General features: G+C 32.8%; 17 protein-coding genes. 3 read left to right on the top strand and 14 right to left on the bottom strand.

What is annotated here, in order from left to right:
- Window positions 1–54 precede the first annotated feature (54 nt).
- A complete protein-coding gene (locus CAB05_RS19385; protein WP_088003217.1) occupies window positions 55–414 on the top strand; it encodes a Na-translocating system protein MpsC family protein in 360 nt (119 codons plus the stop codon).
- Window positions 415–455: 41 nt separating this feature from the next.
- Here CAB05_RS19385 and moaC read toward each other — a convergent pair whose 3' ends face one another.
- The 13 genes from moaC to fdhF form a co-directional block, all read right to left on the bottom strand.
- Entirely contained in the window at window positions 456–938 is a 483-nt protein-coding gene (gene moaC, locus CAB05_RS19390) for a cyclic pyranopterin monophosphate synthase MoaC (RefSeq protein ID WP_088003221.1), read from the bottom strand.
- Window positions 939–987: 49 nt separating this feature from the next.
- Entirely contained in the window at window positions 988–1,569 is a 582-nt protein-coding gene (locus CAB05_RS19395; RefSeq protein ID WP_088003224.1) for a molybdenum cofactor guanylyltransferase, read from the bottom strand.
- Window positions 1,566–2,060: a MogA/MoaB family molybdenum cofactor biosynthesis protein gene (locus CAB05_RS19400; protein ID WP_088003227.1), complete on the bottom strand. Its 495-nt coding sequence runs from the start codon at window positions 2,058–2,060 to the stop codon at window positions 1,566–1,568. The genes CAB05_RS19395 and CAB05_RS19400 overlap by 4 nt, the downstream gene beginning before the upstream one ends.
- A 33-nt stretch (window positions 2,061–2,093) precedes the next feature.
- Window positions 2,094–2,330 (bottom strand): molybdopterin converting factor subunit 1, encoded by a 237-nt coding sequence (gene moaD, locus CAB05_RS19405; protein ID WP_088003230.1) that lies wholly within the window; start codon window positions 2,328–2,330, stop codon window positions 2,094–2,096.
- A 1-nt stretch (window position 2,331) separates the two neighbouring features.
- Window positions 2,332–2,799, bottom strand: coding sequence for a molybdenum cofactor biosynthesis protein MoaE (locus CAB05_RS19410; RefSeq protein WP_088003233.1), 468 nt, complete (start codon window positions 2,797–2,799; stop codon window positions 2,332–2,334).
- A gap of 63 nt (window positions 2,800–2,862) precedes the next feature.
- The gene (locus CAB05_RS19415) at window positions 2,863–4,152 is read right to left on the bottom strand and encodes a molybdopterin molybdotransferase MoeA (RefSeq protein WP_088003237.1); all 1,290 of its coding nucleotides are present in this window, start codon (window positions 4,150–4,152) and stop codon (window positions 2,863–2,865) included.
- A gap of 17 nt (window positions 4,153–4,169) precedes the next feature.
- Window positions 4,170–5,186: a molybdopterin-synthase adenylyltransferase MoeB gene (locus tag CAB05_RS19420; RefSeq protein ID WP_088003240.1), complete on the bottom strand. Its 1,017-nt coding sequence runs from the start codon at window positions 5,184–5,186 to the stop codon at window positions 4,170–4,172.
- A 36-nt stretch (window positions 5,187–5,222) separates the two neighbouring features.
- Complete coding sequence (locus CAB05_RS19425) at window positions 5,223–6,041, bottom strand: formate channel (protein WP_088003243.1); 819 nt, start codon at window positions 6,039–6,041, stop codon at window positions 5,223–5,225.
- Between the two features lie 213 nt (window positions 6,042–6,254).
- A complete protein-coding gene (gene moaA, locus CAB05_RS19430) occupies window positions 6,255–7,274 on the bottom strand; it encodes a GTP 3',8-cyclase MoaA (protein ID WP_088003246.1) in 1,020 nt (339 codons plus the stop codon).
- 56 nt (window positions 7,275–7,330) lie between these two features.
- The gene (gene fdhD, locus CAB05_RS19435) at window positions 7,331–8,137 is read right to left on the bottom strand and encodes a formate dehydrogenase accessory sulfurtransferase FdhD (protein ID WP_088003249.1); all 807 of its coding nucleotides are present in this window, start codon (window positions 8,135–8,137) and stop codon (window positions 7,331–7,333) included.
- A gap of 16 nt (window positions 8,138–8,153) precedes the next feature.
- Window positions 8,154–8,498, bottom strand: coding sequence for a Na-translocating system protein MpsC family protein (locus CAB05_RS19440; protein WP_088003253.1), 345 nt, complete (start codon window positions 8,496–8,498; stop codon window positions 8,154–8,156).
- 150 nt (window positions 8,499–8,648) lie between these two features.
- Window positions 8,649–9,131 carry a helical membrane plugin domain-containing protein gene (locus tag CAB05_RS19445; protein ID WP_088003256.1) on the bottom strand — a complete coding sequence of 161 codons (483 nt, stop codon included), beginning with the start codon at window positions 9,129–9,131 and terminating at the stop codon, window positions 8,649–8,651.
- A 15-nt stretch (window positions 9,132–9,146) separates the two neighbouring features.
- On the bottom strand, window positions 9,147–12,086 hold the full coding sequence (fdhF, locus tag CAB05_RS19450; protein WP_088003259.1) for a formate dehydrogenase subunit alpha: 2,940 nt from the start codon (window positions 12,084–12,086) through the stop codon (window positions 9,147–9,149).
- 495 nt (window positions 12,087–12,581) lie between these two features.
- Between fdhF and CAB05_RS19455 the strand changes: the two genes are divergently transcribed.
- Complete coding sequence (locus CAB05_RS19455; RefSeq protein ID WP_088003263.1) at window positions 12,582–14,006, top strand: hypothetical protein; 1,425 nt, start codon at window positions 12,582–12,584, stop codon at window positions 14,004–14,006.
- A 671-nt stretch (window positions 14,007–14,677) separates the two neighbouring features.
- Window positions 14,678–16,171: a hypothetical protein gene (locus CAB05_RS19460; protein WP_088003266.1), complete on the top strand. Its 1,494-nt coding sequence runs from the start codon at window positions 14,678–14,680 to the stop codon at window positions 16,169–16,171.
- 911 nt (window positions 16,172–17,082) lie between these two features.
- On the opposite strand, the gene CAB05_RS19465 is transcribed toward CAB05_RS19460, so the two are convergent.
- Window positions 17,083–17,877, bottom strand: coding sequence for a DUF6612 family protein (locus tag CAB05_RS19465; RefSeq protein WP_088003269.1), 795 nt, complete (start codon window positions 17,875–17,877; stop codon window positions 17,083–17,085).
- Window positions 17,878–17,882: the final 5 nt, after the last annotated feature.

Here is a 17,882-nt window from a genome sequence, read left to right on the forward strand (position 1 = left end):
TCTCATTGTTTTATGATTAATAAATCAGACTTAACTAATTAAGGGGTAAATACAATGTCTAAAGTCATTCACGAATTTAATGACAATATACGAAAACTTCGAAAAGAATTATTTGGCAAAGGACCAGAACGAATCCATACAGTTTTTGTTGATAATATGGCAGTATCAACTATTTATGGGAATCTGACACCTACTGAAATTTTTATTGCTAAAACTCCAGAAGGAAGAGATATCGTTCATTCTGCTAGGACAAAAATGATCCAAAAAGTCTATGCTAGCAATCCACCTGTTAAATTAGAAGAGTTAGTTGGTGCTAAATTTGTTAATCTTTTTTCAGATATTAAAATCGAAGAAGACATAGCTATTTCAGTATTTATATTCGATAAAAATATTATTTCAAATCCAACTGAATAGTTAGATTTTTTAAGTCTTTCATTTTCTTCTAATAGAGCGTCTTATTTATGAAAAAAATCTCCACTTTTTCCACCTGTTTTTTGAACCAAGAATGTGTCTTTAATCACCATTCTTTTATCCACGGCTTTACACATATCATAAAAAGTAAGGCCGGCAATACTAACAGCAGTTAGCGCCTCCATTTCGACCCCGGTTTTTCCACTACAAGTAACTGTGGCACGTATGATTAAATCATAACCACTTGTTGTCTCTTCATATTCAAATGTAAAATCTGTTCCCTGTATTGAAATAGGGTGACACATTGGAATAATATCTGAAGTTTTTTTTGCTCCCATTATTCCGGCAATTTGAGCAACATTAAGAGGATCACCTTTTTTTATTAAACCGTTTTGAATCGCATCATACAATTCTTTTGACATAGAAATAGTACTCTGCGCAGTAGCTACACGTTTTGATATATCTTTCTGAGATATATCAACCATTTTAGGTCTTCCCTCTTCATTCCAATGAGTAAAATCGCTCACGATAAAGCCCCCTAATTTTATTATAAAAAAAATATGGATATTGAATTTATTATTTTTTATATTGATCCCAGTCTTCCGGACTATTAATATTTGTAAAAATAGATTCATTTGAAGAAAACGGAACAGTCAATAAGTTAATCTCTTTTAATAACAGTTGAAGTTTCCTTTTGTTTTCTGTAAGAAGTTGTTCCATCTTTATAAGGTTTCGTCGATGATAAAGAGCAAATAGAGGTTGAAGTGTATTCGAATAAATTGGAACAATAGCATCGGAATGACTTCTCTCAGCTTTATCAATCATCTTTTTTACAAATTCAGTTGAAACAAAAGGAATATCACTAGCTAAAACGAAAAACCATTCAGCATCAGTAATTTTTGAAAATGCATTATACATTGCAAATAATGGCCCCTGATATTCATCCGATTCTTCTTCAATAATGAATTCAACATTACCTTGCTCAAAATATTGAATCAATTTTTCATTGGTCGCGATCACTATGGGACTGATTGAATTTTGCTTCAATGCTTCTACGCTATATTGATAAAAATATTTATCTTCATAAGTTTCAAACATTTTCGGCTTTCCATAACGAGAAGATCTACCACCTGCCAAAACTACTCCAGCTATGTTCATTGTCTATTTAGCTCTTCTACAAAATGTTGGCAAGTTGGTAAGATTAGTTTAGACATAGCCAAATTTACAGCATTCTTTGAACCCGGGATTACATATATTGCTTTATCATTAAAACTACCTGCAATGGCTCTACTAAACATTGATTTAGGACCAATTTCCGCATAACTTAACGAACGAAACAACTCACCAAATCCTTGCATTTCTTTATCTAACAGTTGAGTAATTGCTTCATACGTTACGTCTCTTTTCGTGAAACCCGTTCCACCAGTTACAATAATGACCTGAATGTCTGGAACTTTACACCATGATTTCACAGTTGAAACGATCGCTGAGATTTCATCTTTTACGATTTTATAATCCTGAACTATATGGTTTTGTTCTGTTAACATCGTATTAATTAACTTTCCACTTTCATCAGTCTCAACATTTCTAGTATCACTAACTGTTAAAACTGCAGCGAAAACAGTAGCTAATTCATTATGTTTATGCAAATCACGTACCCCCTAAAATGTGAAACTATATCCTTAACCACCGCTTACAGGCGGTATGAAAGCAACAATATCTCCGGCATTTACAATATCTTCATCCGTTACAAATTCTTCATTAACAGCAGTCATAACTTGATTAAGAGATTGTAAATCATAATTTTTAGTAAGCCACGACTTTAAGTCTTTGACCTTTATTCCTTCATTTTCAATTAAGGTCAATTCTTCTACTCCAACTTTCTCTCGTAAATGAGCAAATAAAAGTACTTTTATCATCCTAACATTTCTCCTTATTTGGTTTACCATCCGGGTATGGCGTATTTTCTAGCTGATCACCAATCCACATTGTTCCATCTTCCCAAAATTCTTTTTTCCAAATAGGAACGATTTGTTTAATACGTTCGATTGCATATTCATTTGCTTCATATGCAGCTTTACGGTGAGGAGATGACACTGCAATTACAACAGCTATATCACTAATCTCCAATTTGCCTATTCTATGAGTAATCGCCGTTTTAGCATTTGGCCATTTTTGCTCAATTTCTTCACCAATTTGCGATAGCATTTTTACAGCCATTGGCACATATGCTTGGTACTCCAAATATAAAGTTCTCTTTTCTTTTGTTAGTTCTCTGACTGTACCGATAAAAATTGTAATCGCACCAGCATTTCTACTTTTTACTTTATCCGACACTTCTTCAACTACTATAGGAGTATCCACAACATTGAATAATGATTGTCCCAAAAGAAGCCACCTCACTTTTCACTTTAGAATGAATCTTTTATTTTTGTTATTTTTACTAATATGTCATCTATACGAAGGGACAAAATCGTACCACGGCCATTGACTTCCTTCTCTATCTTCTAATAGTAGTACGTCTACAGTCATACCTTTTTCATATCCTCTTGTCCCACCTGGAAGTACAATTAGGGCATCTGTACTAGCTAAAGACGATACTGCGCTTGACTTATCAAATCCTGAAGGCGTCGCAATTAAATTCTCTTCTTCATAGAGAAGCTTACCTCTTATAAATCTTGTAAATGGATTAGGCTTTGGGAAATTCTCTCCTAATCGTGCTCTTACTCGTTTTAAATGAGGCGTTTCATTAAATAGATAGGTCTTAATACAAGGTCTAACAAATAATTCAAAACCAACATAGCAAGCTGATGGATTTCCTGATAGACCAAATAACAATTTATGATTTAGTTGGGCAACAGTTGTTACACTGCCTGGTCGCATCGCAATCTTGTTAAATAAAACTGATGCGCCTAATTTTTGATAGATTGCTGGTAAATAATCATAATCACCAACAGAAACTCCTCCAGTAGTGATCAATATATCAACCTGTTCTAACGCTTTTTTAACTTCAGTATAACAAGTCTCAAAATCATCACTAAACTTCCCTAAATATTTTGGGATTCCCCCTGCTTTTTGGATTTGAGCAAGGACCATATATGAATTACTATTTCGAATTTTCCCAGGCTCTAGTGCTTCATTTACCTCAAGAAGCTCACTTCCAGTAGCGATTACGCCGACTATTGGTTTTTTGGCTACCGGAACTTGGCTATAACCAAATGTAGCAAGAAGTGCTACGATTCCTGGATTGATATACATACCCTTTTTGGCAAGTACCATCCCTTTATGTGTTTCCTCTGCACGAAAGGAAATATTTTCACCATCTTTATAAGAACGTTTTATTTCTATATAGTTTTTACCCTCATTCTGAAATTCTTTTGCTAATTCCAACATAATAACTGCTGAACACTTTTCTGGAATTTGAGCCCCTGTCATAATACGAACAGCTTGAAATGGCTCTACTTCCTTTGGATATACTGAACCAGCACCTATTTCACCAACAACTTCAAAGATAGTCGGATTTTCAGTGCTCGTATGAATGGAATCCTCCGATCTAATTGCAAAACCGTCATAAGGAGATCGGTCAAATGCTGGAACATCTTGATCAGCAACTATATCTTCTGCTAGCATTCTTCCATACGCTAATTCTATTGGTACCATCTCTTTTAAACCATTTTTAGCAAAATTCATGACTTTTCGAACTGCTTCTTCGATTGCGAGTGGGGTTCGTTTTTCTACCATCGTTTTCATCCTTTCTACTAACCTAACAAACTGTAAAATAGTTTTTTTGCAATTTGAATATCATTTGTACCATGGATGAATACTCTTCCATCTAGAAACATTACAAATCTATATTCTTGTAATTGGCAAGATAGCAAATATGGATTACGTTCTACTTTTCCATGTTGCATCAATTGCTTCTCAAGTGTGTCAAAATCGTAATTATTAGCTTTAGATGGTCTTATTTGAACAGTATTTCTCCCGCAAAGAGTTTCTGTTTTTGTCTGGTTTTCATAAGATAAATAAGGATAAGTCTTATTTGTTCCACATGAAGGACATTCTTCTGATTTAAGTCTATCAACTTTTATTGAAAGATGTTGATTATTCCATAAGTCAAACGTTACAAAGTTTTTATTAATAGATGAATAATCTTCTACTAAAATTTTCATTGCTTCAACAACTTGGTGAGCTGCTACTAACTGTACAGTTGGACTAATGATTCCGACCGTATCACATGTTGCTCCAGAAATTGGGACACTTTTTAAAATACAATTTAAACAAGGTGTATCTTCAGGCAAAATTGTACAACACATACCATAACTACCTACACAAGAACCATATATCCAAGGAATATTATATTTTTGGGATAAATCATTTATAATAAATCGAATATCAAAATTATCTGTGGCGTCAATAATGACGTCTATTCCATCTAAAAGAATATCCATATTTTCTGCTCTAGCATCCATCACCAAGGCATCAATCATCACATCAGCATTAATGCTTTTAAGGCGTTGCTTGGCAGCAATCGCTTTTGGTAATTTTTTTGAAGCATCCTCTTCAGTGTAGAGTTGTTGTCTCTGCAAATTACTCCATTCAACATAGTCTCGATCTATTAAAGTTAACTTACCAATTCCTGCGCGTACTAGCGATTCTGCACTTGAGCTCCCTAATGCTCCCGCTCCTATGATTAATACATGTTTCTTTCCAATCTTCTCTTGACCATTTTCACCTATTGGTGCGAACAGCTGTTGACGTGAATAACGATCTAACAAAGTACATCCTCCTCTCTAACTTTTTATAAAAATACTTCACTTTAAAAACTCTGTTTTATATAAGGAGACCTTATTTATATCCTCACTATTTTGTTTTTTGTAGCAAGTAAAATAAGTAAAACCAACGAATCCTGACCCACCAATTACATTACCAATAAAAACTGGAATAATATTTGATGAGAAATCGATCCACGAAAGTTCTCCTGCAAATATACCTGCTGAAATGATGAACATGTTTGCTACTACTTGCTGAAATCCCATTATCACTATAGCCATAATTGGAAACCAGATGCCCAAAACTTTCCCGATAAAATCCTCTACTCCATATGCTAGCCAAATCGCAAGGCATACTAACCAGTTACAACCAATTGCGGAAATTAATGATTGAATAAATGAATCATGTAATTTTTCTTGAGCGATCCATATCGTTTTCGTTAAATATGGTCCACTTTCAGTTAATCCTACAATATGTCCGAAGAAATATGCTACAAAAAGTGCACCACCAAAATTGGCTAACGTTATCCAAAACCAATTACTGGCAACATGTTTCAACGATATTTTTTTTGCATAAAGTGCCATAGATACAGATAACATATTCCCTGTAACTAATTCTCCACCTGCTAAAACAACTAAAATAAGTCCAATTGGAAAAACTGAACCACCTATTATGCTGACAAGACTTCCCCAATTTTGCGGTAAATTTCCTATCACCCTAATATATAATAAAAATCCTAAGGATATAAATGCTCCTCCCAAAAAGCCAAGCATTAGCATCTTAGATAAAGGGAGTCTTACTTTTTGAATGCCATCCTCCACCACAAGTCTAGCAATTTTTTCTGGCTTATGAAACGCCATATTAACTCCTCCATTTTTCAAATAAAAAAGCAGCATTAAGAATTCCTTACGTAACAAAGGAATTTTTAATGCTGCTTAATTTCTCTGCAAATCTTACAGAGATATCAATCATCACTTTTGTTTATCATATGAAAAGATACACAGAACTTGTATATCCTCCATTTAGCATATAAATTTATTTCGTCACTACACTTTGGTGGACTCTATTATATTTTAACCGCCAATATGGGACATTTCAATTTTTTGAGTTAATTTATGATTTTTTGTATGACTTAATCGCTCGTCTGAATATCGATCTGTACGATTACTCCATATAGATTGTATATATGTTTCAATTTCTTTATCTGTCTGATCTGAACGAATCAATTCTCTAAGATCATATCCTTTTGTCGCAAATAAACATGTATATAAACTTCCTTCAGCAGAAATACGTGCTCTAGTACAAGTTGAGCAAAATGAATCTGTCACAGAAGAGATTATTCCAACTTCATCATCACTATCTTTATAACTATATCGAGTTGCTACTTCTCCAAGATAATTAGCTTCTTTAGATTCCAAGGGCATAATTTCATTAATCATATCTATAATAGTTTGTTTTGAAATTACCTCGTCTAGTCTCCAACCATTGTAGTTTCCTACATCCATAAATTCAATAAATCGAAGGATATGCTTTTTCTCTTTAAAATATTGAGCCATCGGAATAATATCTTGTTCATTCTTGCCTTTTTGAACGACCATGTTTATTTTTACCTTGAGCCCAACATCTGCAGCAGCTTGTATTCCTTCTAGTACAGTTTTCACATTACTTCTATTTCCATTTAAATAAGCAAATCTTTCTTCTTCTAATGAATCTAAACTAACTGTTACTCGTGTTAGACCAGCTTTATATAAATCTTTTGCAAACTTCTTGAGTAAAGAACCATTAGTAGTTAAACCAATATCCTCTACACCTTCAATTTTGTTAAGTCTTTCGATCAGTACAGGAAGATCTCGACGTAATAATGGTTCACCACCAGTAATACGTAATTTTCTTACTCCTAATGATACAAAAATTCTTGTTAGTCTTTCAATTTCTTCAAAAGATAAGATTTTATCTTTTGGTAAAAATGTGTAATCAGGACCGAATACTTCTTCCGGCATACAATAACGGCAACGAAAATTGCAGCGATCGGTAACAGAAATACGTAAATCCTGTAATGGCCGTTGATGTTTGTCCAATGCAACATTTTTCATATTCATTGCCTCACTTTTTTATTTTGTTATTCAAGAAAGAAAGTAAATCCACATTATCATTTTTTATTCTCAATATCTAGTATTCTATTCGGATGGGTATAAACATTTAACGATTGATTTCTAATAAAACCAACAGTTGTAATGCCCAATTCTTCTGCTAATTGTAGAGCCAGTTCAGTAGGAGCTGACTTTGTTAATATTACTTCACAGCCAATTTTGGCAACCTTTAGTAATATTTCAGAAGATAAACGGCCACTAAACACAATGATTTTATCTGATATACGAATATTATGTTTCAAACAATGTCCATAAATTTTATCCAATGCATTGTGTCTGCCTATATCCATTCTATTCAGTACGATTCCATTTACATCACATAGTGCTGCATTGTGGACACCGCCAGTATGATGAAAAGTAACTGCAGACTGTTGCATCTCGCTCATCAATCGAAAACAATCGTCAAAAGTGAGTTGAACATTCACTTCATTCATTTTTTTTGCATTCATCGCATCATTTACAAAAACAAAACCTTGTCTACTCATCCCACAACATGATGTAATGTATCTTTTACTTTGAAAATCCTTATAGAATGGATTTATTTTCTCTGTCTTAACGTGTACAAAACCTTCTTTTTCTTGTACCCATATACTTTCTAAATCCGCATACTTTCGTATGACACCCTCAGATGCCAAAAATCCAACAACCATATCTTCAATGTACTCTGGAGTACATACCATCGTAACAAATTCCTGTCCATTAATTTTAACAGTTACTGGATATTCGGTTACAATGCTGTCATCTGTATACTTTACCTTACCATTTTCATAACGGAGAATCTCTCTTCTTAACTCTATAGGTAGCACCGGACTGATTCCCCTTTCATGTGATATTTTTATCAAAAACAAAAACTGAAATGGCTATATTCTCTTCTATTTTCATATCTGAAAACAAATGCACCAGTTTTGCCCCAACAAGTTCTTCTAAACCCTCGGGAGGATTGGTTGAATATACTTCTTGAATCATTCTTGTACGTGCAGTGTGGACCATTTCCGCCCCGTCCAATGTTCCCGCAATAAATTTTTCAGTTGGCGTTAAATTCCCATACAAAGTAGAAATAGCCATATTTTCAATAAACACCGTATTGATTCGTTCTGGTCCTTTACCAAACAAATCTTTACGAAGTTTTCTCATCATGTCATTGAACTCATGTACCATTTTCGACATCTTGTTTCCACCTCAAATTCAAAAAATAATGCTTCTAAATTATATAAAAAAGAAGAACCTTTCAGTTAATCAATTGTTTTAATCAAATGAAAGGCTCACCTTGAATCATATTTTCTAACTTGTAATACAAAAATGAGACAGTAGTAAGCTTTACTCTTCTTTTAATCCTTTTCCCATACCCTTTAAAAAGTGAAGACCAAATCCGATCGCACGATTGATGTCTGGATCTTTTAAAACTTTTACTAAATCCAGTACTCCAACTTTCTCATCTTTTTCTAAGTGCTTACTTCCCTCATCCATTCCTATTGTTACACTATTTAATAGCTTTTTAGTCAACTCTGGGTCGATACTAGTTAAAGCTCCCGCAGCACCCATCAAATTATTTATTAAATTTGTTACTGGTTCACGTGTTACTTGTCCTAATGCAATTTTCGCAATCTTTTCTTTTGCCTGAAGCATTGAATTTGCTGCCTCAAGTACACCGATGTCATTTAAATCCGAAATTAGATTAAATATTTGATTTAGTGCTTCTTCGTTATCTGTTAATAGTAGCTTTAAATCTTTTAGCTTTTGTTCATTTTGTTCTTCTTTAGTTGGTATATTCTTTTGAATAGTAGAGATAGGTTGTGCCATATATTTATCCCCCTTCTAGTTATTAGTTAAGTGGACATAACCTGGACGATCCCACTTACGCTGTACCTCAACACCATTTTGAGGATGGCGTTTTTTGTTGCGCGGGTTCGACTTAGGCATTGGACTCTCACCATCTACTCGAATTACTTCCATTCTTACCCGTGTTTGTTTGTATGCAGGTGTATTTGTACGACGGTCTACTGCTGGACCTGTTAAGAAATTTATTGCCGAATCTTTGCTTGTTGAGTTCATTGGTAAAAAGAGCTCATTCGCTTTTACTCTATCAGTTACGAGTGCAGGTAATTTTAATGCTCCAAATGGTGAAACTAAACGAACAAGTGAGCCGTCTTTAATTCCACGTTCCCTCGCAAGCTCAGGCGAAACTTCTACAAATATTTCAGGTACTTTTAATTGAATACCAGTTGATTTATTTGTCATGTTTCCTTCATGGAAATGTTCTAGTAGACGACCATTATTTATATAAAGATCATATTCTTCAGGGAATTCAGCAGGTAACACCCAGTCTGATAAAGCAAAACGAGCTTTTTTATCTGGAAAATTAAATCCATCCACAAAAAGAAGTGGTGTATTTGCTCCATCTAAACTTCCCCAATGAAAACTGTTCCAATCTTCAATTACGTCATAACTTGCTTGAGCGAAGATAGGTGACAGACTTGCCATTTCTGTAAAAATATCACTTGGGTGACTATAGTTCCAATTAGCGCCTAAACGATTTGCAATTTCTTGAACAATCCACCAGTCAGGTTTAGATTCACCAAGTGTTGGAAGAGCTTGATACAATCTTTGTACACGACGTTCTGTATTAGTAAATGTACCTTCTTTTTCAAGTGATGGTGCTGCAGGCAAGATGACATCTGCATATTGCGCCGTCTTAGAAAGGAATATATCTTGAACTACGAAGAAATCTAAGCTAGATAAAACCTCATGCACGTGGTTTGCGTTCGAATCTACAAGTGCCATATCTTCACCAACTAGATACATAGCCTTCATGTCACCTTTTTCTATCGCATGAAGCATTTGTATATTATCAAGACCAGGCTTTCCTTCGATTTCCACCCCATATGCATTTTCAAATTTTTTACGGGCTGCGTCATCAGTGACGTGTTGATATCCTGGAAGCCATCCTGGAAGAGACCCCATATCACATGCACCTTGAACATTATTATGACCTCTTAGTGGATATGCACCTGCACCTGGACGTCGATAATTTCCTGTTGCAAGTAATAAGTTCGAAATGGCTGCAGAAGTGTCCGAACCACCAGTATTTTGTGTAACTCCCATCCCCCACAAAATACAAGTACCGTCTGCTTCATGAATCATTTCAGCTATTTGAATTAACGTATCTTTAGAAATGTTAGTTACATTTTCAGCATATTCGAGAGTATATTTCTCAAGGACTTCTCTAAAATCGTTAAAGAAGTTAACATTTTCGTCAATGAAGTCTTGATCATGCCAACCTTTGTCGATCATATATTTCGTGACTGCCATCAGCCAAACTTGGTCAGTTCCTTGCTTCGGACTAATAAATATATCTGAGCGCTCTGCCATTTCGTTTTTACGAAGATCTGCAACCACAAGTTTTTGTCCATGAAGTTTGTGTGCTCTCTTAACACGTGTAGCTAATACGGGATGTCCCTCTGCCGGATTCGCTCCGACGATAATAACTAGACCAGCTTTGGCAATATCTTTAATTGTACCTGCATCACCGCCCATACCAACTGTTCGGAATAATCCATCAGTTGCAGGTGATTGGCAATAACGTGAACAATTATCAACATTATTAGTTTCAAATACTTGTCTTGCTAACTTCTGTATTACATAGTTTTCTTCATTTGTAATTTTAGATGATGAGATAAACCCTACAGAACCTTTACCATATTGCTCTTTAATAGATCCCAATTTACTTGCGACTAAATCTAGTGCTTCATCCCAGCTTGATTCAACGAAGATACCATCTTTTCGAATTAAAGGTTTTGTTATACGTTCTTCAGAATTTACGAAATCCCAACCAAACTTTCCTTTTACACAGGTTGAAATAGCATTTACTGGAGCATCAGAACTTGGTTGTACTTTAAGAATTTTACGATCTTTTGTCCAAACTTCGAAAGTACATCCAACACCACAAAAAGTACAAACTGTTTTTGTCTTTTTCGTTCTAGTTTCACGCATAGCTGCTTCTACTTCTGAAACTGCAAAAATGCCACTATACCCTGGTTCTACTTCCTTCACTAAATCAATCATTGGATTTAGTACATCTTCTTTCAATCCAGTCATAAATCCAGCTTCACCCAGCATTGATTTTTCCATTAATGCGTTACACGGACAGATTGTTACACACTGACCACAGCTTACACATGAGGAATCATTTATTGAAGTGCGGTCGTCCCAAATTACACGTGGACGTTCAGCCTCCCAATCAATTGATAATGTTTCATTTACTTGGAGATTTTGACATACTTCTACGCACTGACCGCATGCGATACATTGATTTGGATCATAACGGTAGAATGGATGAGACATATCCACTTCACTCGCATCAACTTTCGGTTCATATGGATATTTTTGATGTTCAATTCCCATTTGCTCGACTGTATTATGCAATTTACAATTTCCATTGTTGTTGTCACATACTGTGCAATAAAGCAAATGATTTTCCAATAAGCGGTCCATCGCTTCGGTTTGAGCTTCCCTTGCTTTAGGTGATGCCAATTGAATGTTCATTCCACTAGTAGCTATTGTGGAACAAGAACGAGTTAGTTTTCCATCAATCTCAACAATACAAGTATCACAAGTTTGAATTGGATCCACTTCAGGAACATAACAAATTTGAGGATGCTCAATGCTATTTTTATTAATAATTTGCAAGATCGTTGAACCTTGCTCGGCAATGTACTCTTTGCCATCGATTGTAATATTAACCATGTTTTCGTTCATGGTTCTCCCCCTTTTTGGACATAAAAAAATCCACCATGACGACATTTACCTAGCAAATAGGTATTTTGTCTTCATGGTGGAATAGTTCATTAGCACATCTTACTAATATACCAATCCAATTATAAGTTAATTAATATGGATAGAGTCATAACAATCGTATTATGATTCCATCTAAATCATTTATATTATAACTATAATTGTGAAAGTATACAATAAAAACTAGTTTTTTAACAAAGTAAAAAATTATGGAAACCATGAAGAATAAACAACTTTAGTGAATTAAAACTTCATTTTAATCAATCATAAAAGTAAATCTTTTTAAATGTATATGTTGTCTTATTAATTTATTTACTTTTTTCTTTCAACATCAATATCGTCATAAAATTGCGGATCAAAATTCTACTAGTTTAATAGTAAATTTTTTTTGTATCAAATTCTTCCAACCATTGATTTGCTATGTACTAATGGTAAAATTAATGAAACGGGGTGAAAATAATGAATAAAGAGTTAGTTTCTAATGAATTTATCAAAAAAGTTGTAGAGCGCCTTCCGGATAATGCTAAAAGGTACATTATCGAAAACTCTTATACAATTGAAGACTATATAAATGATGTCTATTATGAAAAATATAAAAAAGCCGTTAAGATGAACGAACAATTACGGTATGAGAAAAAACGTTTACGACAAACTAAAAATAGTTGGGCAAATGGCTCGTTAAAAGAGATAAAAAATTATGCGATGAAAAAATCAAAAAGAGGTATTTGCTCAATTATACAAGCAGCTGAATTATTATTTTTAAGCGAACCTAAAGAGTTTCATAAAGTATTTGGTTGTGATTCAATAGTTGATTATGGTGTTAAACTTGAATTGAGTATAAATGATTGGTGTGAAGAGGAAAGTCTCATGCTTACAGATTTCCCTTACTTTAATACAAGAACCAAATTGCAGCAACAAAAAGCATTAGAAATTGATGTTGCAGTTATTGTAGGTACAATTGCTTTAAATGACTCTAGTTTATTAGATGAAAAATTTAGCATGAAGTTAGACTATTTAATTGATAACCCGTATGTTTCCGATGGAATAGGAAGCTTTAAAAATCTTAAAGGTCAAACTGAATTACCATATTATGTACACACATATAAAATGGAAAATAAAGAGATTGTTACTTACATTGATAAAGCATATGTGGACGATCTTAAATTAAATAATAAACGTGTCCCCCTATATGATACTAAGGATGACCATATAATCGCTACTGCTCTCATGAAAAGAGATATTATGTTTTATACACATAAAAGGTTAACTGTAAATATAGGTGAAGTTACGAAAGCCATATATAAATCTGATAATGCCAAAAACTATAAAGCTATTGTAGATCGATTGATTAAAATGGCAGCTTTAAAATTTAGTTTTATAGAAGACGGAAAAGGACTAGAAATCCGATCCCTATTCGATATCAAGTTTCCTGATGACGATGATATCGTGAACCAAGGGAATGTATTCCTATATTTCTCAGAAAAATTTTATGAGAAAATCGTATCTGAACAAGTGACACATATCTATACAAAAGAACTTCAAAAACTAGAATCACCTGATGCTGTTAGTCTCGCATTCATGTTACAGAAAGAAAGATTAGGAATTACAAACGATACTGGCACTGTAATGTATTCTTACTCCTATTTTTCTGAAAAGATCTCATTCAGAAAGGGAACCATAAAAGAAAATTGTAAATTTATTGAACGTGCCCTAGAAGAACTTAAAGATAAAAATACTATTGTAAAGTCTTTTGAACGTGTAGGCGTTAATTTCTATATTACTTTTTATCCTGTTAGCCAACAAGAATTACAAGCCTTACTAAAATATAAAGAGGAAACAAAAAAACTATTATCAGATATTCAACCACAAGGACTTCTAAATTAGAAGTTCTTTTTTTGTGCACAAAAAAATTATGGATAAATCATTTTTTGTGTCCATATTTCCGCTCTACTTGTGCTGAATGACTAATTTGTTAAAAAAACATCACATTTTCATGCGATTTTCCTGCAAAATCTTTTTATCTATTAGTATATAAGTAACATTTGTGTCCACTTTTCCGCTCTACTTATATTTTGTGTCCATTTTTCCGCTCTATTTTATCTGTTTTTCTTAAAATCCATAGAATATTTGAATTTTTTATGTACTGCATTAGTATTTGAAGAGATTATCTGAAAAATTAGCTATTTTTAAACACGATTTTATGTCCATTTTTCCGCTCTACTTTATATTTTGAGAACCTTTTTTTAGATTTTATGTCCACTTTTCCGCTCTAAATGCGTTTTGTGTCCATTTTTCCGCTCTACTTTAGAAAATTTTTTACCTTATTTTAGTAATTTTCTATGTAAATCCTGTATCAGATAAAGGTTTAAGTAATTTTATGTCCATTTTTCCGCTCTACTTATTGCTATTTACATGAATTATTTACAAATTATATACTTACGTTGATAATTCGATAAATATTGACAGAATCATCAAATCTAGAAAAATATCAAGCAATAATAGTTATATTAGAAGACTTATTATCACGTCATAAACGAAAGGAGATAAAGATTAATATGTTGAAAGTTTCTAGTTTTAAATCAAATACATATACAAATTTAAGTACTAAGGCAAAACGTCTTATGCTATTTTTGTATCCTTATTTCGATCTTGATCATAGTTTAACTATTTCAAAGGAACAATTGAAACTAGAGTTTCAGCAATCTAATTCTTTGTTTACTTTCAGTTTATTTGATGCCGCTTGGGACGAGTTAATGAATAACTCTTATCTACGCGTACAGGATGGCACAATTTATTCTACATATATATATTCTGGTAATAAAATGCCATCTTCTTATGAATATATCCCCCAACTACAACTATTCCAAGATGAAACGTTTTGTAAAGAATCAAAGCGTAATTTAAACCTGTTCTTTTACTTAACTAGCTCAAGATTACCTGGTCAAGAACATATTATTAATATTGAACGTTTATATTATAATCGTATGTTTGCAAATAAAAAAAATAAAAATGAGAAGATCCTTTTTGAAAATTATAAAGGCTACTATGATATTAAAAAACATTTATTACATATGGTTAAGCAAGGTTATATTGAGATTAGTTTGATCAGTGAGACATCAAAGAATATTAAGCGCTCAATCATTTTAAATAAACATAGAGAAGATGCTGAACAATTATTAGACGCACATTGTGAAAAATTTGATACACGTAAACGTCGTTTTTCAAATAAACGTACACATACAATAAGTTTACGCTTAGCGCCAGAAGTAGTTGCTGCTAAGTTTACTAAGTATGAAATCGATGCTTCTATTCTTGATCTACGCCAAATTGCTAGTGAATATGGATGGAGATTACCATTTTTATACAAAGGTGAAGATGAAAAAAATAAAGCTGTTGAACAAATCTATATGTTTAAAAAGCAACTGATTGATCAGTTTGGGCCAGCAGGAATAAAATACTATCGCAAGGCATTACATAACTATTTTAAGGATAAGTCTGCAGATTTTGAGAAACACTTTAATGAACTTTACGAAAGAAATGAAACAAAAGAATGGACAAACTATATTACAAACTACTACGTTATCCCCCTTTTAAAGAAGGATGTATTAACGTTTACTTCGTCATGGGAAAAAATCTTGGATGAGAAGGCTCGTTTAGACTCATTGGAGTTTCATCTTGATTCAAGTTTAACAAAAGAATACATGATACATAGAGATGCAGAATTAACTAAGTATGAAGAAGAGGTTAATGTAATTAATGAATCTTTAAAACCATATATTGAATATTACTCAAACCACTCTACCGATGTAGCTAAGTTTGATTTATTACGAGAATTTAATCAATCCCTGCAAAACGAAATTGATCAGCGACCAGAGTGGAAAGAAATCTTTATAGGTGCCAGAAAACATTATCGTGAGCTTCTAAGTGAGCAGAAATTAGAAGATATGTATCGTCATAAAGTACCTTTTGTTGCCAAAGATATTGATAAAACTGAACATACAAATAAGGAAACATTCGATATACCATTCTATAACTGGCTAGAAAAATAAAAACTTTACTGAAAATACATAAAAAAACAGCTCTTTTTAAAGCCTGGGCTACTGTACCCACTCTAAAAAGGGCTATTTGTCATGCAGTTTTATTTTATTGATATATTTAATAGAAAACATACGTTGATAATAAAGGCAGCAACCTAATATTCCACTCTAAATTCACCTATATTTTATAAGAAATCATCCATTTTCTTATAAAAAAAATCGGCTATCGTTATTAATTAATAGATTAATTACTAATAAAAACTTTTATATAGTTTAATAAATCGGTTAATTTTGCAAAAAAGTGATTAATAGATATTTTGTTAGTGAATAAAGTAATTTTTAATATCAAGCTTTTGCCTACTAACCTTTCAAACTACTTGCTAGATATAGCTTTTTTGGGCGTTTAAAAAAACAATCTATTAGACTATATGTTCTTTATTATTATGTTTATTACTTTATTTGTTATTACCTTTGTAATAAACATTATTAATATATTTTAAGATCCAATAAAAACTAACTTGTAAATATTTTTATAATTAAAAATAAACGCACTTCAAAACCAATAATAATAAATTGATATAATACAATATTTTACTTAGGTAAGAAAACTCAAGTTTTTTTAAAAATAATATATTACTGATGAGTCATATATTAATAATCGTAAAATCAGATCCAATTGTTCCTTTACATCATAGGAATGTTAGAATCCTGTACTTAGTTCCCTGGCTTTTTCTTTATAAAATTTAGCTCTTTTTGAAACAAGTGGATTAAGAGGTTATACAATCCCATCCCCTTTTTTATAGGTTGTAGTTTACTCAATAACAGCATCCGTTACTGCCACTTATTGCAATAAAAAAGAACAGCCAAAGGCTGCTCACACTCTTCAATTAACGCGCCAGTTAGTTCATTAACTACTTCAGAATTTATTGAATATCTGGTACTTTAATCTTATTTACATTGTTATATTCAAAATCTGTTGATTTTTCAACAAGTTTAATCTTAACTTCTTCACTACCTTTCTTAGCGACAAGATTCATTGATGAATTAATTCCGAGGATATGATATGACTTTTTATCAATAATGACTTTGTATTTTAATTTGGACACATCATATTCGTACTCTTCTGATTTATTTAGAAGTAATTGTGTCCCAATGGTATCTTCTATTACATCTATTAACTCCTTATTGTCCTTTTCCATACGGATAATATATGATTCATCATTTTCCATTACAATCGCATCATTTAGATACTGCTTATCAATAAGCCTCAGAAATCTTTTTTCCTCAACCATCTCATGCAATTGATTGATTGCGTCAATACCAGAAATGTCAGTATTCCATTCTCCGTCTACATTAAAAAAAAATTGATCATCTACAATCGTTTTTTCTATTATTGTTTCACATGTTTCATCACATGAGATATCCGAAAATAAAAACGTTTCATATAGCGCTACTTCAGGAGATATCGTCATTTGTGAATTCAATTCAGTTACTTGTATCAAACCACCATTATTGTTTTCTTCAGTAATCTTTTTAAACGAAACGCTCGTTATTTTCTTCATTGTCTCTGTTGTTTGATCATAAATCTGTTCGACCGAGAATTTACTTTTCGTTTCTTTATTATTTTTCTGATGTTGAATCGGTTTTCCGCAAGCTACAGTTGATAATGTCAGAATCGAAGTTAATGCGATTAAGATAAAAATCTTCAATTTTTTCATTTTTT

The organism is Gottfriedia solisilvae, assembly GCF_002128405.1.
Lineage (GTDB): Bacteria > Bacillota > Bacilli > Bacillales > Bacillaceae_G > Gottfriedia > Gottfriedia solisilvae.